Origin of the sequence: Fictibacillus sp. 7GRE50, assembly GCF_015903875.1 — a bacterium.
Taxonomy (GTDB): domain Bacteria; phylum Bacillota; class Bacilli; order Bacillales; family Fictibacillaceae; genus Fictibacillus; species Fictibacillus phosphorivorans.
Window position 1 is genome coordinate 937,720 of record NZ_JACZDW010000001.1, and the last position, 18,362, is coordinate 956,081.

An 18,362-nucleotide genomic window follows, 5' to 3' on the forward strand; every position below is an offset into this window, starting at 1 on the left:
CTCCTAAAACAGATAATACAATGACATAATGCTGAATGTTAATCCACTAAGTAGCACCGTACTTCCTAATGTCATTGGAATACCTTGTTTTTGAATTGTATTTGCTATTAAACCTGGAACAATTACTCCGATGCCTCTAAACTCATAGATTTCAAAAGGCATAACAGGATATAAATAGTCGAAAACTAATTTGAGAGCTATACCTGTTGTCAGCATAGCTGCAAACTTTCTGCGGCCATACAAAATCATAAATCTGGAGAGTCCATAATTTACGATCAAAAATGTAAGTAAGCTAATAAATAGAACAATTAACAGAAAAATGGGTTGATCAAAAATAAGTGCTAAATAACCAGGGACAACCAATCCTGCAGGGATAATTCCTGTTTTCTCAGTGAAAATTAAGCTTAAAATAACTCCTAGGACTAATGCTATGTATAAATCAGATCCAAACATATCTGTTCGTTACCCCACTTTTTTTCCGTATTTATTTGTCGAGAATTTTTGAATTAAAGGTTCAGCTGCCCCATGAATATTACCTACCCCATAAATAACAGTATTGTTTAACACAGGTATGATCTTATTAAAGATCTCTTCCGTACCATAACCTTCTAAATTCCACACTTCTTTTGCTTTTATATTTCCTTTATCAAATTCATTAAGAATTGGACTTGTTGTTTCTCCAATCAAAATAAGTATTTCAGCATCTATGTATGGTAAAACATCTTTGGAAAACTGTTCTGTGCGATCCACTCGATCAGCTCGACAGTTCATGATGACTACAGGTTTTTCTGTTGGATATCCTAGTTCAACAATTCGATCCCATATTTTCAAAGTCGATGATGCATCATTTGCAGCAAATCCATTTACAAAATAGGATGGAGAATCTTGATCTCCCATAATCGTTATTCGCATAGCACCAGGATCGGGATTCGCATTTAACATTCCAGTAAATGCAGTATCTTTATCTATTCCAATGGCCTCAGCAACACCAAGTGCCAATGCTGCGTTATCAGGAAAGACCATATATTCAAATTTCCTTAAAAAAGACTCTGTAATTTGTGTGTTATCTGCAACTATCACTTTGGTATTTCGATCCTTGGCTACTTCTTTGTAATAGTCTAAATAGGAATCATCTGTAACAATTAAGTGACCATTGTAAGGAATAGTAGCAGTAAATGCTTCTGCGACCTCATCTAATGTTGGTCCCATAACGTCCATGTGATCTTCCAGGACGTTTACAATCACTCCTATGTTCGCTTGTACTAATTTTTCTTGAAATGTTATTTGATAATCCGGATTTACAGCCATGCACTCACTAATTAATGCTTCACAGCCATGGCTAGCTGCTTTTTGAACGACCCTTCTCTGTTCACCAATATTAGGACCCTCTGGCCTTCTAATTATTGGTTCTTCTTCATCTTTAAACCAAAAAATCATCCTTGCAGAGGTACCAGTTGTCTTTCCTATCGTCTTATAACCTGCCTCCCTTACGATTCCTGTTATTAGACGAGTAACGGTTGACTTACCTCGAATTCCATTGATATTTACTCGAATGGGAATTGATTCAATGCTTTTCTTATGAAATCGCTGTTCATATACCCCATAAAAAATAATTATAGTAAGAATAATAGGTATCAGGATCATATGAATTTTCTCCCCTCTTTTCCATTTGTTATCTAAAAAACTTGTTTTAGTAAAACACACAGGAAATTATTCCGCAATAAGATTACGGGATTGAAAGATTTAATTAATGAAAATTTAACATAGTAACTCTTTTGTCTTTTTCGTCTCGAATATTTTAATGAGACAATCTTGCTTTCCATTCTTTAAAATGTTACAAATAAACTTTCCTATAAATTGAAATAGAGTGGAAATATTTTTATACATTACTGCATGACTTGTAAAAAAACATAACTTTTTCCAATAAAATCATCTATTATATAGAGAAGAGTATTTTTTAAGGACGTGAACAATGAAAAAGCATATTCCAAACTTATTAACTTTAGGAAATCTATTCTGTGGGTTTCTTTCCATCGGTTACGTTTCAAACGGTGATATTCGAAACGCAGCTATCCTCATTTTCATCGCGATGATGCTGGATGCGGTCGACGGAAGAGCAGCTCGGATTTTAGGAGTCTCAGGAAACCTCGGAAAGGAACTCGATTCACTTGCGGATGTTGTCTCATTTGGCGTAGCACCCGCCTATTTTGTAGCGAATACCTACTTCGCTCATCTGGGAATGTGGGGCTTTCTGTTTGCAGGTCTTTTTCCACTATTCGGTGCATACCGTCTAGCGCGTTTTAACATTACGGCAGCGGAAGAATCGATGAAATATTTTAAAGGAATCCCGATCCCGCTTGCAGGTGGAATCGTTGTATTCTTAGTCTTTTTTGTAAAATGGATTCCACTATGGATTTTTGTTCTTCTCTTTTACGGACTCGGTCTCTTAATGGTAAGCACGATCAAGATTCCAAGCTTCAAGGATATCCCGATGCCGCGATATGGAACGATCATCTCGCTATTCTTGTTTTACATGTTTTACTTGCTTGCGAAGAACCGATTCGAAAGCGTACCGATCTTCTTTTATGTCGCACTAGCTACTTACTTCCTATTTATCGGGGTTCGTTTTATTAAGGTAAAAGAGATCAAGATCAGACGGCCGAGACGACCTCGTCGTAACAAAAGAAGACGCTTCTAACGTTCACCTACCAGATGCTGAAATATTTAGCATCTGGTTTTATTTTTGAATCATCTTTTCCTCTCTCCCTTCATATAATGTCACAATAAGCGAAACATGTACTTTGTGAAATGGACAAATCATGTTTGAGAGGAGAGATGGTATGAACAACTACCCAAACCTTAGGGAGTTCTATGAAAAGGTGCCTATTTTAATCGGTGAAAATGATCGGGCTGCTCTAAAGAACACAGCTCAGGAAGACGACGCAGCACTTGAGAGCTCCACACATTGGCTCATCGCGATGGAAGGCAGTGAAAAGCAACGAAATGTTTACCACTGGAAGGTGCTCATCTATCCTTCACAAACGAAAGTGATACATTGCTATAAATCGCCGTACTACGCGTCGCAGCACTTCGCATCCATCTATGAAGCGATCGAGTACTCCAATGAATTAAGTCAAAAAGCCCGCGAAGATCTGCTAAGCACAATTGAAAAGCCTGTCCTACAAAGAGAAGCATAACGTGATTCATCCTCGCTTTTCTTTTTGCTACAGATTGTGAAACAGTGTACATATAAGAAAAACCATATAAGAAACACACCAATGAAGTGGATGATAAACCAGTTCATTTTTATTATGTTTTTTTCATAAATTGGTGCAGACGTACTTACATAATAAAGGTATAGTAGGAAAATAAGGAAATAAGACAATTATGAACGTTTTAAAGAGGAGAATAACGATGAACGAAGCACACCAAGAGGACGTTACCTCATTTCAAGACCAACAGAAGACAATTCATGGTACTAAAAGATGAAATCTTCAACGTATAAAGTTTCTTGCTTTCCTATAATAAGTTTTATGACAGCAGGAGTAATCACCTTATTGCTCCCGTTAAGTAATATAAAGGAGTTCTATAAACATCTTCCTGCAGCACTCTTTCTTTTCATTTTTTCGGTTGTACTTATTGGTTATTCTATTTATCTACTTCAAAAAAGAAAGAGTAACCGAGGTTTTTATTGGGATGCTGAAGGCGTTGTGATCGATTTAAGAGGAAACAAAATTCTCTGGAGTGAAATTGAGGATATTACGTTTTTCAAAAGTTCGGTTACGTCTACGCGCTCTTCAGTCATCTATACTCATTACACCCATCACGAAACCATAAGAGAAAGGCACAAGAAAATGATGCCTGTCACATCACATTCTGTGGAATGGATTATTATTGAAAGACCGAAAGACTATCATGATAACCTTATGCAAGCATGGGAAAAGATAAAGAATAAAAAGACTTTCATTTGAGAGTCTTTTTTTAAATGTTCAACAAGTTTCGTATAACTATAATCGAAATGAAAAACAGCCACTCCTATAAAATAAGGAGTGACCATTTATATAAACATCTAATATTGTACTTCAAACTGCTTATTGTAAAGCTGCGCATACGCTCCATCGCTTCTAAGCAATGCATCGTGTGTACCTTCCTCCACAATCCCTTCGTTCGTTAGAACAATAATCCGTTCAGCATTTCGGATCGTAGAGAGGCGATGAGCGATTACGATTGTTGTACGCCCTTTTGCTAAAGACTCGAGAGATTCCTTGATTACAGCTTCTGATTCATTATCCAGCGCACTCGTCGCTTCATCGAGAATCAGGATAGACGGATTTTTCAAAAATACACGAGCGATACTGAGCCGTTGCTTCTGACCACCAGAAAGCTTCACTCCTCGTTGACCGATGTCAGCGTGATATTCATTTGGCAAGCTCATAATGAACTCGTGAGCGTTTGCCTGTTTTGCGGCCGCCATAACTTCTTCATCAGTCGCTTCATTATTACCATAGCGGATATTCTCCATCACCGTTCCCGCGAACAAATAAACGTCTTGCTGCACAACACCAATCTGATTTCTCAAATCATTTAAATCAAGCTCTCTTATGTCCATACCATCAAGCTGCACTTCCCCAACTGTCACTTCATAAAAGCGAGGGATGAGCGAGCATAATGTTGTCTTTCCCGCACCTGATGGACCGACTAAAGCAACGTACTCTCCAGGCTTTATATGAAGGTAAAGATTCGAAAACACAGAATCCAAATGCGGTTCGTACTGAAAGCTTACTTTCTTAAAAGCAATCTCCCCTTTCACCGTGGAAAACTGTTTCGCATCTTTTTGACTTTCGATGTCTGGTTTTAGGTTCATGATCTCCATAAAGCGCTGAAAGCCTGTAATGCCTTCTTGAAACTGTGTGCTCATGTGAGTCAAACGCTGAATGGGCTCCACCATATAGCCGACATATAACAAAAACGTGATCAGATCAGCTAAATCCAAATTTTGATTAACGATACTGGCACTACCGAAAACAACAACGGTGATCGTGATGAGCTGAATTAAGATTTGTATGCTGTTATAAAAAGTCGCTTCTACTTTATATGTGTTCCTTCTACTCTCTAAGAAACGAAGATTTTCTCTATTAAACTTACGGATCTCCACTTGTTCGTTTGCAAAAGATTTTACGACCCGAATTCCTGAAAGTGTATCTTCAAGCTGAGCATTGATATCTGCGATCCGCTCTTTATTTCGTCGCAAAGCAACGTTCTCTTTCTTGTTAAAATAGAGCGAGAGAAAACCGATGATCGGCAGGAACAAAAACACCGCAAGCGTTAAAGGCACATTGATAAAAAACAGAATCACAAATGCCCCTACAAACCTCACAAAATATTTGACGTAATCTTCTGGACCATGATGATACAGTTCAGCAAGTAAAAATAAGTCGTTCGTTACACGAGACATGAGTTGGCCGGTCTTTTCTTTATCGTAAAAGCTAAAAGAAAGTTTCTGCAGATGCTGAAACAACTCGCTGCGAATATCACTTTCCATTCGGGCACCGACCACATGTCCTTTATAGTCGACGAAGTAGGTTCCTAGGTTTTGTATGACAACTAGCACAAACATAATTCCACCAATCAAGTAGACTTTATGAAGAGCAACAGACAAGTCCCCTTCTAAAACATCTTTGGTTATATACCGAACGAGCAATGGAAGGATGAGTGTGATCCCAGAAACAATAAACGCAGTAACTAATACAGTTAGAAATAACCCTAAATACGGTTTGTAATAGGAGAAAAAACGTTTGATTGGAAAATTCATGATTTACCCCTTTTGTGTTTTTTTACGAGGCACACATAAGGGGACACACCGTCTATAAGTTAAGAACGTGTTCCACCCTTATATGTTTGTACGGTTTGAGTAGTCATGTTTCTCATGTTAAATTCCTCCTTATTCATTAGTACTATTATTGTAAATGATTACAGAAAATTCTGATACATAATTTTTTAAGTCAAACAAAAAACTCAAGTAGTGGTCATATTCACTCTTGAGTCAGTTCATGTTTATATAGTCATTTATCATGGCTGGGCATTAACTTCCGATTTATGAACCAAAATAACACGCGGTATATATGGTTCGTTTACTTTTCTGATCTCAAGAAAATCAGATGAATACACGTGAAGCACTTTGTGTAATTCATCATGGTATGTTACAAGATCGCCTCTTTCAATAGTCATAGCCTTCACCCTAGTTGTTAGTTTCTATAGATAATTATACCTAATAAATAGCCCATGAAAATTGGGAAACATGAAGTGATTTAGGGGATATATTGCAATTATTAAAGACTAGTTTCCTCTTACAGTTAAAGTTCATGTATATTTAGAGAAGGGAAAAAATTTACCGTGAGCTTATACCTAATAATTGTAAATCCAATTTATGAACAAAGGCGGGGTAACAAAAAATGAACTTAGGGGAAAAGATTCGTTATTTCCGAAAAGTCAAAAACTTATCCCAGCAAGAACTCGCTGTCGGGATATGTTCAGTACCTTATTTAAGTAAGATTGAAAATGGAGTCACTGAACCATCAGAAGAAATACAGCAGCATCTAGCAGAACGATTAGCTATCAGACTACATACTAAAAACGAAAAAAGTATCATGCAAAATTACGTAGATCTCTTCTATTCTCTATATATGAGAGATTATTCAACTGCAAAGCAAAAATATGATAATTTGATAGATTTACCTTCACAATCCGTAGAAGAGGATATCTTGAACAAAATTTTTAAAAGTATGTACATCATGATGACTACACAAGAAATAGATGGTGTACCTGAAATGTTAGATGAAGTTGGTTATATTGACGATGTGATCAAAGGGGAAAAAGCTTTTTACTATCTGCTGGCTAGATCACAACTCAGTTTTTTTATGGAAGAATTTGAAGACTCACATAGCTATGCTTTAAAAGCTGAAAAATTGTTAGAAGAACATCGTTTTCAGGAATGGGAAAGAGGCTACTTGCTCTACATGATTGGTCTTACAGCTAATCAGCTATTTAAAAGCATTACCGCTCTAGAATACACACAATCGGCTCTGACCATATTTGAAAAAACCTATTTCTTTAAAAGATGTGCAGATTGTAGGATTATACTTGCTATCGTCCAAACGAGGATTAAAAATTTCGATGAATCTATTAAGCAATTACTCCTAGCCGAAACCATCGCGAATTCGTTTGGTGATGAAGTGATTAAAGGGATTGTCTACCATAATTTAGGTAGTATTGCGAATCATAAAGGTGAAACGGAAAAGGCGATCGAACTATTTTCTAGAAGTTTACAAGCAAAAGAGAGTGAACCTTTTATCGCTAAAGTTATGACGATTTATGCATTAATCAAAAGTTATGAAAAAACAAACCAACCAGAAAAAGGCCTACAGTTACTGAACACTTGGATGGATCATGTGAAAGATAATCCTATTTTTAGGGGCTATGAACTCCATTTCCTTTATCACAAAGAACTGTTTACTCATGGGGAGCTTAATGACTCAACTGTTCAATTCATGATAAAAGAAATGATTCCTTACTTTAGAAAAAGAAACGAGTGGATCTTTTTAGCAGAGTATTACCCGATACTCGGAAAATACTTTGAAGATCATCAAAAATATAAACAGGCTAGCATGTACTATAGTTCCGCCATGGAAGCCATGAGAAAGATGTATGACTTAGGTGTTACATATATTTAGGGATGCAACAGACACTATCGTTGAACAAGATAAACGAAGCAGAAACATAGAAATAAAGATGAAAAAGCATAAAGAAGAGACTCTTTTTTAGTTATTCCTTGTGATTCAAAGTAACTTCTCACAACGTATAATAAGTATAGGGTTGAAAATAAAACCAACATATCAAATAAGAAAAGGCCAGCACTAAATGCACTAAAAGAACTCTTCAGTTCTTCATTAGTAGTGGCTAAAACACTTAAGTAGAAAATACAAAAGTAAGAAAGAAACTGTTTAATCTTCATCTTTGTTTTTCCTTCCCTAGTTTGAGGTTCTTATTTTACCACAAATCTGGTTTTATTCACTTAAAAACCCCATCTCAATGTGTATGATGGGGTTTTTTTCGTGTTATTCTTGTATCAATTCAGACTTAACTAACTTCACTAACCGAGCGCTCTTGTAAAATCACCGCCAGCTCCTCCGCCGAAATCGGCCTGCTGAAGTAATACCCTTGCGCCTCGTTACATTGCTTTTGCTGCAGAAACTGAAGCTGTTCTTCCGTTTCTACCCCTTCTGCTATTACCCTCAGATCTAAATTATGAGCCATCGCGATAATCGTTTCAACGAGTGAAGCGTCTTTCGGATCTGCATAGATGTTACGCGTAAAGCTTTGATCAATTTTTAACGTATGAATCGGGAACGTCTTCAGATAGCTTAGAGACGAATAGCCTGTTCCAAAGTCATCGATCGATAGATGAATTCCCATCTCTTTCAGCTGCTGCATCTTAGCTACAGCATACTTCGAATCTTGAATAATACTTTCCGTCAGCTCTAGTTCTAAATATTGTGGCGCAAGCTCAGTTTCATTCAAAATTCTACTCACACGCTCAACGAGATCACTCTGCTGAAATTGACGGGATGAAATGTTGACCGCCATCCGTAATGGCGCGTATCCAGCGTTTTGCCACGCTTTATTTTGACGACAAGCCCCATGAAGCACCCATTCTCCGATCTGTAGAATCAGACCTGTTTCTTCGGCAATCGGAATAAATTCAGCTGGTGAGATCGTCCCCCATTCCGGATGATGCCAGCGTAAAAGAGCTTCAACTCCGATGATGCCACCCGTTTCTACATCAATTTGAGGCTGGTATACAATCTTAAATTCGTCACGTTCCAGTGCCTTTCGAAGACCGATCTCAAGCTTCATTTTTTTAGTAACGGCCTCATTCATCTCTGGTGTATAAAATTGAAAGTTATTTTTCCCTTGTTCCTTCACTCGATACATCGCAGTATCCGCATTTTTGATCAACGTTTCTATATCACGGCCATCTCCTGGATACATCGCAATTCCGATCGACGGAGTCACAAATAGCTCTTGCTCGTTGACCATAACGGAACTGCTAAACAGATCTACGATTTGCTGAGCGATTTTCGAGACTTCATCTGCCGTTGTATTTGGTATGAGTACGATAAATTCATCCCCACCCTGACGGCAGACCGTATCGTTCTTCCCTACACATGCTTGAATCCGCTTTGCAATTTCAATCAACAGTTGATCTCCAACCGCATGTCCTAACGTATCGTTTATATACTTGAATCGATCGAGGTCGATAAACATGATGCCGATCGTCTGCTTGTTCTCATCTGCCAGTTCAAGTGCTTGAGAAAGACGGTCGTTCAACAGAAGTCGATTTGGCAGACCTGTTAAGGGATCACGGTAGACCATCTGATTAATTTTCTTCTCGTTTCTTTTTCGCTCCGTAATGTCACGAATAATGCTACTAAAATATACTTGATCATCTTCCTGCCAAGCCGCAAGGGACAGTTCAATCGGAAACTCACTTCCATCCTTTCGAAGCCCTTCTAACTCAACCGTGTTGCCGATCACTTTTGGTTCTCCAGACAACAGATAACGTTCCATACCTTGCTGATGAGCAACTTTAAACTTGTCCGGTATAATGATCTGCAAATTTTTTCCTAGTGCTTCTTTTTCGTTAAAGCCAAAGATCAGCTCTGCTCCTTTATTCCACGAGATGATGGTTCCTGTTCGATCTGACAGAATAATAGAATCGTTGGCAGACTCAATAACAGAGCGGAACTTTCTTTCTGATAGAATCGACTGATACTCAAACCTTCGATCGATGAACGTGCTGATGAACACCATCCCTAGCAAAATGAGAATAACTATCCCAATCGCATAAGCTAAAAGGGTGCTGTTAAAAGGTGTTGATGCTAGATCCGTGTGATGCTGATGCGCCTTATAGGATGCAGCCGACATACCCGTATAATGCATTCCAGAAATGGCGATACCCATGAGCACCGCACTTCCTAGCTTCACGAGCCATATTTTACTGGTTTTATAGTTTTGACTAACAAACGAAAGTAGATACAGAGCTACGACTGATGCGACAAAAGCAATGACCGCCGAAAGCGTCCATAATACTGGATTGTAGTCTATTTCAGCGTTCATCTTCATCGCTTCCATTCCCGTGTAATGCATAGAAACGATACCCGTCGCCATGAAAAGAGCTCCTAACAATACCTGCTTTTTCCCCATAACAGGGCGGCTGATGATATATAGTGCGATTCCGGAAGAAAGAATCGCTGGAATGATTGAAACAATGACGAGTGTTACATCATAAGTGACCGAGATCGATAAGTGAAAAGCAAGCATCGCCACGAAATGCATGGCCCAGATGCCCATCCCCATCGCAAAAGCTCCCGAGATCATCCAAATGTACCGTGCGTATGATTTTGTTTTTTGTACCTGTATCCCTAAATCCAGCGCAGCATAAGAAGCTATGACTGCAATAATGATTGATAGAGAAACAAGCGGAATGTGATATGTACTAGAAACGGCGTCCATTTATAGAAACTCTCCTTGTTAATGAATCGAAATTACTTTACATATTCTATATCGGTAAAATATTTACTGTATTTAGAGAGGGTAATAATAATATTTTTAAACAGTTGTTTAATTCAAAAGTAGACCCTTTTGAGCGAAACAGGTGCTAGTTGGAGTGAAACGTTGACGGTTCTGGGTGAAACAGCATTTATTCTGAGTGAAACGGCTGAAGAATTGAGCGAACGTGTAATAAAAATAAGAACACGTACCGTAAAAACAAGTTAAAATCATGTGACTATCGTTAATTAAAGAAGACTCCTACAAAATAAAGGGAAGTTATGTATAATGTAATTAAATGGAATTAAATCTGAATCGATTATTAGGAGTGGTCTTATGGTGTTAAAAAGAAATGCTGGCATACTTTCAATTCTTTCTTTATTAATCGCAGGTTCTCCAATTGTTCTGGCTGCATATAGCTCATTCATTGCGGACTATATGTTTCCTATTTTTTTCACGTTTATCGTTTTATCTTTGTTCTTGGCTTTTTACGCGAAAAAAGGATTATCAAAACGAATTGCTACAACTCTCGTTTTTGGATTCATAGGCTTGGTCGCGCTCTTGTATTTAGGCATACATCTCTTCTGGTCTAAGCCTTAATCCACTATAATAGCAGGAGGAAATTAACATGTTTTTTGGAATGCCATTTCTTATCAGCTTAATACCAGGCATAATCGTTCTTTTTCTCACGTGGTGGCTAAGAAAAAAGAACGTCTCTTTGTTCATAAAACTTCTGCCCTGTTTGTTAACCGTGATTAGCTCCTTTGTCATTTTTTATGTGAGTTTAGAGTTCATTCGTGGTTTTGAAGGAGCAGCTTATGGAATCCTCGCGTTTTTCTTACTTTGTTTTGGAGTTGTAGCGTATTTCCTTGCTACAAAAAGAATCACCGTCATTTCAAACACAAAAAAAGGATAACCTGGCTTAAACCCCAGGTCATCCTCATCTTTTCCAGCCGTTTTACCCCAAGCGAAACACAATCCCATGTCCGCCTTTTGGATATTCCCACTTTATGTTTTGATGGGGACAACCGATCCGGCAGCTTCCGCACTCGTGACAGCCTTCGTAGCCAACGTGCATCCTAATCTCTTCCCACTTATACACTTCTGCCGGACAGAAGATCGTGCAGATTTTATCAGGACAGTGGTTCAGACAAACATCGGCATCCATAACGGTAAGATGTGACTTTGTGTCTGCGTTAAAACGAACGAGATACTGTTTTTCTTCGATGCTCTGACACTTTCTTTCGCTCATTTACTTCATCACCTTCCACGCCCGGTACGCGTCACGAGCTAGTTTGAATTTCTCTCCAGCCGTTCCTACATCACGCCAAATTTTCTTCTGTTTCTCCCATTTCGATGAACCATCGACCGTAAACATCTGGCTCGCCGCTTTGTTCACCATCGGAATGTACTTATCGAAATACTGAGGAAACTTATCAAAGTGATGCGTTGAATCTTTGTACTTTTTCATATCCTGACCAACAAAACTGCTCATCAAGCGCGTTTTATAATGGTTGAGTGTCGCTTCCGAATAGTCGTCTCGTTCTTTTGCTAATAAAACAGCTTCTGCCGCAAACTGGCCCGATTTCATCGCAAGGTTCGAGCCTTCACGGTGGATCGCGTTCACGAGCTGGGCGGCGTCCCCAACAACGAGCACCCCGTTGCCCGCTACTTTTGGCATTGATTTATAGCCACCTTCTGGAATCATGTGCGCTAAATATTCGACCGGCTCACCGCCCGCGATGTACGGTCTGATCATCGGGTGGTTCTTCACATACTCTAAGAGCTCATATGGTTTTATCTTATGCTTGATAAGGCCAGATAGAAGTGAACCGACACCTAAGCTCAGCGTATCTTTGTTCGTATAAAGAAAACCGGTGCCGAGAATTCCTTTTGTCGCGTCACCAAAAAGCTCTATCGTCGTACCTTGATTCTCTTCCAAATTAAATCGGTCCTCGATTGTCTTTTTGTCGAGCTTGATGATTTCCATCGTGGCGAGGGCCACTTCATCTGGACGAAATTCTTTGTGGAAGCCCAGTGACTTTGCTAACAGGGAGTTCACGCCATCTGCCAACACGACAACGTCCGCGTACAGGTCACCGTCCGGTCGATCCGTTCGTACACCAACTACTTTTCCGTTCTCAACAATACACTCTAAAACAACCGTTTCGTTTACGAGCAGTGCTCCCTGCTCAACAGCTTTCCCCGCAAACCATTGATCAAATTTTGCCCGCAGTACCGTAAAGTTGTTGTACGGTTCCTGTCCCCATTCCATTCCTTTGTACCCGACGGTTACAGCCGATTCTTTGTCCATCATCATGAACCGTTGCTCTACGACCGGTCGCTCGAGCGGCGCTTCTTTCCAGAACTCTGGGATCACGTCCTCCATCATTTTGCGATAAAGAACTCCGCCCATCACGTTCTTCGAGCCCGGATACTCTCCGCGTTCGATGAGCAATACGTTAACGCCGGCCTTTGCGAGTTCGTATGAACAAGAAATGCCAGCAGGACCTGCTCCAACGACGATGACATCAAACTTTTCAGACATGGTCCACCACCTCCTTGTTAAACGCTTGTTTAAACTGTTGAATCAGAAGCGGTACGATTTCAAAGGCATCCCCAACAATGCCGTAATGACTAGACTGGAAAATCGGAGCTTCAGGGTCGTTGTTGATCGCGATGATCAGCCCTGAGTTCTGCATCCCAACAATGTGTTGAATGGCTCCAGAAATTCCAATCGCAAAATAGATTTTTGGCGTAACGGTTAATCCTGTCTGCCCCACTTGGTGATGGTGCTCGACCCAGCCTGCTTCCACAACATCACGGCTCGCCCCAACCGCTCCGCCCAATGTTTCAGCGAGATCATGAATTACCTGGAATCCTTTCTCACTGCCCAGTCCTTTACCGCCAGCAACAACAATATCTGCTTCATCGATCCGAACCTTCTGCGTCGTGAACTGTACGATCTCGAGCACCTTTGTTCGAATGTCTTCTTCTTTTATAGAAGCTGTTTCTTCTATTAATTGTCCTCTTCGACCCGGTTCAGGCGTCAGTGCTTTCATCACTTTTGGCCGTACCGTCGCCATCTGTGGTCTATACTTTTTACAGAGAATCGTTGCCATAATGTTACCGCCAAACGCTGGTCGGCTCGCAAGCAACAACCCTGTGTCTTCTTCTATATCTAAAATCGTAGAGTCCGCGGTGAGTCCGGTTGGAAGGTCCGTCGCAACGGCACTTGCGAGGTCCTTACCAGTTGAGGTGGCGCCATATAAAATAACTTCAGGTTTATGCTTTTGACAGCATTCCAATAGTGCTTTCATATAAGACTCTGTTCGGTAGTTTTTAAAAATGGTGTCGTCATACACATAGACCGTGTCCGCTCCGTATTCATAAAGCGTGTCGGCGAGATGTGTGACGTTCTCTCCGATCAATACGCCAGCAAGCTCGGTGCCACGTTTGTCGGCGAGTTCCTTACCCGCTCCTAACAACTCGAGCGAAACAGGTACTACTTCACCATCTTTCACCTCAATAAAAACCCAAATGCCTGAATAATCCTCAAAGCTCAACGCCAGACCCTCCCTTCACCGCAAAAAGCTCTTTTTTCTCTAATAAAAGGTTCAGGAGCTTTTCAGTCTGCTCAACTGCATCCCCCTCTAACATCTCTCCGCCACTCGGTTTAGTCGGTGCCCACACTTTTGAAACGATCGTCGGTGAGCCTTTCAGTCCGAGCTGTGTTCTCTCCACATCCTCTAGATCCGCGACTGCCCAGATCACCGGCTGATAGCGAGCCGCTTTCAGCATGTTCGTCATCGAAGAATACGGAACATCGTTGATCTCTTTTTCCACCGACATCAAACACGGCATCGTTGATTGGATCACTTCATATCCGTCCTCTAGCTTTCGGTGAACGATCGCATACCCTTCTTCCACGTTGATCTCTTTTACTTTATTGACCGAAGTGAGTGGTGGCATGTCTAATCGGCGTGCGATTCCCGGCCCAACTTGTCCCGTATCACCGTCGATCGTCATCTTTCCGCAGATGATCAAGTCGACCGGCTTAATTTGCGAGATTTTCTCGATCGCTTTCGTAAGTGCATAGCTCGTCGCAAGTGTATCCGCTCCCGCAAACGCTCGGTCTGAGATCATGTAGCCTTCATCTGCCCCGATCTCGATGCATTTTTTGATCGCTTTTACCGCTGGCGGCGGTCCCATCGTCAAGACCGAAACCGTCCCACCGTATCTCTTTTTTAAACGCACCGCTTCTTCTACCGCATGCGCGTCGTATGGATTAAGTATCGCAGGCGCACTGGCGCGGTCCATCGTATTCGTCTTCGGGTTCATCTTGATGATCTTCGTATCCGGCACCTGCTTAATGCAAGCCACAATATGAAGCATTCGACCCCTCCTCTAATCACAGGCATTTCTCACATAAGAAGCACTTGTATGATGATTATTACTACTATATGGAGGGCTTGTTCAATACATGACGGATTTCTTTTGAACATAAAAAAGAGACTCTTTTGGAAAGAGCCTCTCGTCTCACGAGTCTTTATATTCAGGATGTTGATGGCGTTCACAGCCGAAAAGGTAACAGTTTCTTTCTGGTGAAGGCTCAAGTAGAATCGCCGGAAGATATCCATCCTCTATTTTCTTGAGCAGAATCTCAAAATCATTAATCTCTTTTGTGAGTCTGATAATCACTTCTCTTTTATCCTCTTCCGTCCAGTCTTCATCTAATTCTTCTGTTTCCGTTTCTAGTATTTCTTCTTTCTTGTAACGAAGAAATTCTTTTATCGTGTTGATCGCTTTGGTTTCTTTTTTACTTTGTAAGAGAGAATAGATATACAGCCCTACCCATTCTGGCTGTATGTAATAGTCTTTCCATCCTTTTTCAAACCAATGAACAGCTTCTTCATGTAATCCAATCTCAGCATACAATTCAGCAAGGTCGATCGTACCTATAAAATCTTCGGCATCTTCATCAAAAGTTTGAATGAATCTTAAGGCTTCGGCCTTTTCTCCAATTTCTATCAAACATTTTACCTGATTGTACAGCGTGTAGTCAGATTTACCAGCTGCTAGCCCGAAATGAGTAGCCGCTTTCACCGTTTCTCCAAGATAATAATACGCTACACCAACGTTATGATGAGTGATATTAGTCGGTTCAATCGAAAGGGCTTGCTGTAACATTTTTAACGCATCTTTATAACGTTTATTTTCTAATAAAAGTTCCCCACACAAACTATATGGAAAATGTGAAGTAGGATGAAAAATTATAGCTTCAGAGGCAAGTGACAATGCCCGCTCCAGATCATCTTCTTCATGCCACAGAATCCATGCTAAGTTCGTCAGCGATTGAACATCTCTCTTTTCTAATACCGCTTTTTGAAATAGTTTCATCGCTTTATCTAAATTATTTTCTTCTAGCTGATGAATAGCTTCTTTGTTCGTATTGATACTAAACATCTACCTTTCCTTGTTGTTAAAACGCGTAACGGAATAGCCCGTAATAAAGTGGGCCAATCATAATTAGTGCCGTAACACCGAATATCGCTGGGCGAGCTGCTCTTGGAATCTCGTTCGCGTCTTCATTAAATTTTTTAAGTCCATACGCTAGATCCCACACCAGTCCGCCGATGAAAACAAATTTCCATAGAAGTGGCGTGAAGATTTCATTGCTCGTTACGTAACCGAATAATCCGATCCAGGTGATGATTGAGATAACGAAGTCTAGTTTTGCTGAGTGAGTCTTGTATCCGCCCTTGATGAAATAGCCGATGGCAAAAGCTCCAATAATCCCTAGATAGATCGTCCAAAGAATGTCTGTCATGATCCTCATATCCCCTTTTTTCTGTCTGTGATTTTATTATAAATCTTACAATAACTTCCGTGAAGGTTTGCTGTTAGTCTTTTTGTTATATGAAAAAAGCAGCTCCACTTAGGAAGCTGCTTTAATTTAGTATGATAGTCGGTTTTACGGTACGTGTTTTATATCTGTTACACATTCGCCGGTAAATGATGTGGGATCACCGGTGACTGGCCGCAGACCACCTGAAGCGTTGCTTGGACCACTGGTAAACTAGCTTCAACCACCCCAAAACTACGAACAATCACCGACAACATGAACAAACACTGCTCGCCAAACACACTAGAACACTTAAATCATTCTCAATCTACATGCTTAACCTGTAAATTCTCAAAGATAGCTTCTCCACCTTCAGAAAACAGTGTGATTCCCTGATCGTTATGCTCCGGATACACTAAACTTGAGTGCGCGACTCTTCCATCATCTACAAACACTTCCACGCTTGTCTTATCCACAAGAATTTTCAAGTGAACGTTTCGCTTTTCTGAAGAAAATGGCGCTTTGCTCTCTCCAAATTGACCGCTTTTATCTGGTTGGTTAGAAGCAGATCGGTTCACGTACGAAAACTGCCCTTCTGTATGAATGCCCACATCCATGTGACGAGTCTTATCTTCGGACTCACGAAGTCTCAAACCAATATTTTGACTGTCTTCCCAACTGATATCTGTTTCTAACACGTATGAATCTCCAGATACATCGAGCGTTTTTTCTCCATCCACTTTAATCTGCTGGAAGAAATCCTTATAACTCGTCAAGTTATCTAGTGCCGCAACCGGCTGTGAAGCTAAATAATAGCGATCGGCATCAGCATCTCGTTTCAACTGAAGTTCACGAACCACGGAATCCATACCGTTAAAATCCTCTTTCATCGTCGGCGTTTCGTGCGGATAGCTCCAGTTGTTCATCCAAGCGAGCGCATATCTTTTTGCAACAGGATTACTTTTCTCTCCTTTATCAAACGTCACCCCGCCATACCAATCAAAGCCATGATCCAGCCATTCTGGATCTTCTTGATCAACAGCAAAGAATTCGCCGTCAAAATCTCCTGTCCAATACGCGTACGTGTTTGGTTTTCCAGACGCAAGACCGTTCGCGCTCACACCGAGCACCCATTTCAGCGTTCCGTCATCAGCTCGCATCACAAAAAGATCAGGACATTCAATCAACCCAATATCTTTCGTTTGAAAATCGCTCGTAAATCTCCAATTTTTCAGATCATTCGACTCATAAAAACCGATTTTCGTCCCTTCTGCCATTAGCATGATCCACTTTTTTCGCTCATCATCCCAGACGACTTTAGGATCTCTGAAATCTTTCGTTCCCGGGTTGTCTAAAACAGGATCCTCGCCATGAGGCTTAAACGTCTTTCCTTCATCCGTACTGTACCAAAGAAATTGCTTCTGTTTGCCTTCGTCTTTTGAAGGCTGTGTGAGGATTGCGATAAACGCATTCTTCCCGAAGCCAGCGGTATTTTCCTTATCAATTACCACAGAACCTGACCAAATGTCTCCGTTGTCATTCGTAAACTTTGGAATCGCCACGCCTTCATCCTTCCAGTTCACGAGATCTTCTGACGTTGCATGGCGCCATTCTGTTCCGTTTCCGTCCGGATAATCTTTGTTATACAGATAATAGTAATGATATTTTCCTTTATAATAGACCGGTTTCTGAGGATCGTTCTTCCACTTATCAGGCGTTGTAAAATGATAATCTGCCCGATACGATAGGTCGTTTTCCTTTTTTGGAACAGGCTTACTCGATTCATCCATCAGATGATTCACGAGTAACATGCCTGCAAACAGTAGACTAAAAATGAATAATAAGGGCCATTTATCGTACTTATACATAACTTAACCTCCTATCCTAGTGATCCCTAAATAAAAAGAAA

19 protein-coding genes are annotated in these 18,362 nt (G+C 40.5%); 7 read left to right on the forward strand and 12 right to left on the reverse strand.

What is annotated here, in order from left to right:
• Positions 1–3 precede the first annotated feature (3 nt).
• Positions 4–453 (reverse strand): poly-gamma-glutamate biosynthesis protein PgsC, encoded by a 450-nt coding sequence (gene pgsC, locus IHV12_RS04560; RefSeq protein WP_137790870.1) that lies wholly within the window; start codon positions 451–453, stop codon positions 4–6.
• Between the two features lie 9 nt (positions 454–462).
• A complete protein-coding gene (pgsB, locus tag IHV12_RS04565) occupies positions 463–1,644 on the reverse strand; it encodes a poly-gamma-glutamate synthase PgsB (RefSeq protein ID WP_197189994.1) in 1,182 nt (393 codons plus the stop codon).
• A gap of 328 nt (positions 1,645–1,972) precedes the next feature.
• Here pgsB and pssA point away from each other — a divergent pair, with 328 nt between their 5' ends.
• The 3 genes from pssA (at position 1,973) to IHV12_RS22580 (ending at position 3,971) form a co-directional block, all read left to right on the forward strand.
• On the forward strand, positions 1,973–2,698 hold the full coding sequence (gene pssA / locus IHV12_RS04570; RefSeq protein WP_137790872.1) for a CDP-diacylglycerol--serine O-phosphatidyltransferase: 726 nt from the start codon (positions 1,973–1,975) through the stop codon (positions 2,696–2,698).
• Between the two features lie 142 nt (positions 2,699–2,840).
• On the forward strand, positions 2,841–3,197 hold the full coding sequence (locus IHV12_RS04575; protein ID WP_197189995.1) for a hypothetical protein: 357 nt from the start codon (positions 2,841–2,843) through the stop codon (positions 3,195–3,197).
• Between the two features lie 336 nt (positions 3,198–3,533).
• A complete protein-coding gene (locus IHV12_RS22580) occupies positions 3,534–3,971 on the forward strand; it encodes a hypothetical protein (RefSeq protein WP_231620635.1) in 438 nt (145 codons plus the stop codon).
• A 98-nt stretch (positions 3,972–4,069) separates the two neighbouring features.
• Here the strand turns inward: IHV12_RS22580 and IHV12_RS04585 are convergent, their stop codons facing one another.
• Complete coding sequence (locus IHV12_RS04585) at positions 4,070–5,812, reverse strand: ABC transporter ATP-binding protein (protein ID WP_197189996.1); 1,743 nt, start codon at positions 5,810–5,812, stop codon at positions 4,070–4,072.
• A 257-nt stretch (positions 5,813–6,069) separates the two neighbouring features.
• Positions 6,070–6,228, reverse strand: a complete 159-nt coding sequence (locus tag IHV12_RS04590; protein ID WP_197189997.1) for a hypothetical protein — start codon at positions 6,226–6,228, stop codon at positions 6,070–6,072.
• Positions 6,229–6,452: 224 nt separating this feature from the next.
• Between IHV12_RS04590 and IHV12_RS04595 the strand changes: the two genes are divergently transcribed.
• Positions 6,453–7,730 (forward strand): helix-turn-helix domain-containing protein, encoded by a 1,278-nt coding sequence (locus tag IHV12_RS04595; RefSeq protein WP_197189998.1) that lies wholly within the window; start codon positions 6,453–6,455, stop codon positions 7,728–7,730.
• Between the two features lie 406 nt (positions 7,731–8,136).
• Here IHV12_RS04595 and IHV12_RS04600 read toward each other — a convergent pair whose 3' ends face one another.
• Complete coding sequence (locus IHV12_RS04600) at positions 8,137–10,572, reverse strand: bifunctional diguanylate cyclase/phosphodiesterase (protein WP_197189999.1); 2,436 nt, start codon at positions 10,570–10,572, stop codon at positions 8,137–8,139.
• Between the two features lie 129 nt (positions 10,573–10,701).
• Here IHV12_RS04600 and IHV12_RS22855 point away from each other — a divergent pair, with 129 nt between their 5' ends.
• The 3 genes from IHV12_RS22855 to IHV12_RS04610 all read left to right on the forward strand — a co-directional run bounded on the left by IHV12_RS22855 (position 10,702) and on the right by IHV12_RS04610 (position 11,524).
• The gene (locus IHV12_RS22855; RefSeq protein ID WP_255552543.1) at positions 10,702–10,836 is read left to right on the forward strand and encodes a hypothetical protein; all 135 of its coding nucleotides are present in this window, start codon (positions 10,702–10,704) and stop codon (positions 10,834–10,836) included.
• 108 nt (positions 10,837–10,944) lie between these two features.
• The gene (locus IHV12_RS04605) at positions 10,945–11,208 is read left to right on the forward strand and encodes a hypothetical protein (RefSeq protein ID WP_197190000.1); all 264 of its coding nucleotides are present in this window, start codon (positions 10,945–10,947) and stop codon (positions 11,206–11,208) included.
• Positions 11,209–11,236: 28 nt separating this feature from the next.
• A complete protein-coding gene (locus tag IHV12_RS04610) occupies positions 11,237–11,524 on the forward strand; it encodes a YesK family protein (RefSeq protein ID WP_197190001.1) in 288 nt (95 codons plus the stop codon).
• A 42-nt stretch (positions 11,525–11,566) separates the two neighbouring features.
• Here IHV12_RS04610 and IHV12_RS04615 read toward each other — a convergent pair whose 3' ends face one another.
• From IHV12_RS04615 to IHV12_RS04645, 7 genes are all read right to left on the reverse strand, one after another.
• On the reverse strand, positions 11,567–11,860 hold the full coding sequence (locus tag IHV12_RS04615) for a ferredoxin family protein (RefSeq protein WP_066398362.1): 294 nt from the start codon (positions 11,858–11,860) through the stop codon (positions 11,567–11,569).
• Positions 11,861–13,156: an FAD-dependent oxidoreductase gene (locus IHV12_RS04620; protein WP_197190002.1), complete on the reverse strand. Its 1,296-nt coding sequence runs from the start codon at positions 13,154–13,156 to the stop codon at positions 11,861–11,863.
• Entirely contained in the window at positions 13,149–14,174 is a 1,026-nt protein-coding gene (locus IHV12_RS04625; protein ID WP_197190003.1) for an electron transfer flavoprotein subunit alpha/FixB family protein, read from the reverse strand. The genes IHV12_RS04620 and IHV12_RS04625 overlap by 8 nt, the downstream gene beginning before the upstream one ends.
• Positions 14,164–15,003 carry an electron transfer flavoprotein subunit beta/FixA family protein gene (locus IHV12_RS04630; protein ID WP_197190004.1) on the reverse strand — a complete coding sequence of 280 codons (840 nt, stop codon included), beginning with the start codon at positions 15,001–15,003 and terminating at the stop codon, positions 14,164–14,166. Before IHV12_RS04630 ends, IHV12_RS04625 begins: the two co-directional genes overlap by 11 nt.
• A gap of 144 nt (positions 15,004–15,147) precedes the next feature.
• Positions 15,148–16,074: a tetratricopeptide repeat protein gene (locus IHV12_RS04635; RefSeq protein WP_197190005.1), complete on the reverse strand. Its 927-nt coding sequence runs from the start codon at positions 16,072–16,074 to the stop codon at positions 15,148–15,150.
• A gap of 16 nt (positions 16,075–16,090) precedes the next feature.
• Positions 16,091–16,438, reverse strand: a complete 348-nt coding sequence (locus tag IHV12_RS04640) for a hypothetical protein (protein ID WP_197190006.1) — start codon at positions 16,436–16,438, stop codon at positions 16,091–16,093.
• Between the two features lie 338 nt (positions 16,439–16,776).
• On the reverse strand, positions 16,777–18,321 hold the full coding sequence (locus tag IHV12_RS04645; protein ID WP_197190007.1) for a glycoside hydrolase family 32 protein: 1,545 nt from the start codon (positions 18,319–18,321) through the stop codon (positions 16,777–16,779).
• Positions 18,322–18,362: the final 41 nt, after the last annotated feature.

What these genes read in the sequence shown, in the direction of transcription:
- pgsC (WP_137790870.1), bottom strand. Translation starts at nt 453, where the DNA reads ATGTTTGGATCTGATTTATACATAGCATTAGTCCTAGGAGTTATTTTA.
- pgsB (WP_197189994.1), bottom strand. Translation starts at nt 1,644, where the DNA reads ATGATCCTGATACCTATTATTCTTACTATAATTATTTTTTATGGGGTA.
- pssA (WP_137790872.1), top strand. Translation starts at nt 1,973, where the DNA reads ATGAAAAAGCATATTCCAAACTTATTAACTTTAGGAAATCTATTCTGT.
- IHV12_RS04575 (WP_197189995.1), top strand. Translation starts at nt 2,841, where the DNA reads ATGAACAACTACCCAAACCTTAGGGAGTTCTATGAAAAGGTGCCTATT.
- IHV12_RS22580 (WP_231620635.1), top strand. Translation starts at nt 3,534, where the DNA reads ATGACAGCAGGAGTAATCACCTTATTGCTCCCGTTAAGTAATATAAAG.
- IHV12_RS04585 (WP_197189996.1), bottom strand. Translation starts at nt 5,812, where the DNA reads ATGAATTTTCCAATCAAACGTTTTTTCTCCTATTACAAACCGTATTTA.
- IHV12_RS04590 (WP_197189997.1), bottom strand. Translation starts at nt 6,228, where the DNA reads ATGACTATTGAAAGAGGCGATCTTGTAACATACCATGATGAATTACAC.
- IHV12_RS04595 (WP_197189998.1), top strand. Translation starts at nt 6,453, where the DNA reads ATGAACTTAGGGGAAAAGATTCGTTATTTCCGAAAAGTCAAAAACTTA.
- IHV12_RS04600 (WP_197189999.1), bottom strand. Translation starts at nt 10,572, where the DNA reads ATGGACGCCGTTTCTAGTACATATCACATTCCGCTTGTTTCTCTATCA.
- IHV12_RS04605 (WP_197190000.1), top strand. Translation starts at nt 10,945, where the DNA reads ATGGTGTTAAAAAGAAATGCTGGCATACTTTCAATTCTTTCTTTATTA.
- IHV12_RS04610 (WP_197190001.1), top strand. Translation starts at nt 11,237, where the DNA reads ATGTTTTTTGGAATGCCATTTCTTATCAGCTTAATACCAGGCATAATC.
- IHV12_RS04615 (WP_066398362.1), bottom strand. Translation starts at nt 11,860, where the DNA reads ATGAGCGAAAGAAAGTGTCAGAGCATCGAAGAAAAACAGTATCTCGTT.
- IHV12_RS04620 (WP_197190002.1), bottom strand. Translation starts at nt 13,156, where the DNA reads ATGTCTGAAAAGTTTGATGTCATCGTCGTTGGAGCAGGTCCTGCTGGC.
- IHV12_RS04630 (WP_197190004.1), bottom strand. Translation starts at nt 15,003, where the DNA reads ATGCTTCATATTGTGGCTTGCATTAAGCAGGTGCCGGATACGAAGATC.
- IHV12_RS04635 (WP_197190005.1), bottom strand. Translation starts at nt 16,074, where the DNA reads ATGTTTAGTATCAATACGAACAAAGAAGCTATTCATCAGCTAGAAGAA.
- IHV12_RS04640 (WP_197190006.1), bottom strand. Translation starts at nt 16,438, where the DNA reads ATGACAGACATTCTTTGGACGATCTATCTAGGGATTATTGGAGCTTTT.
- IHV12_RS04645 (WP_197190007.1), bottom strand. Translation starts at nt 18,321, where the DNA reads ATGTATAAGTACGATAAATGGCCCTTATTATTCATTTTTAGTCTACTG.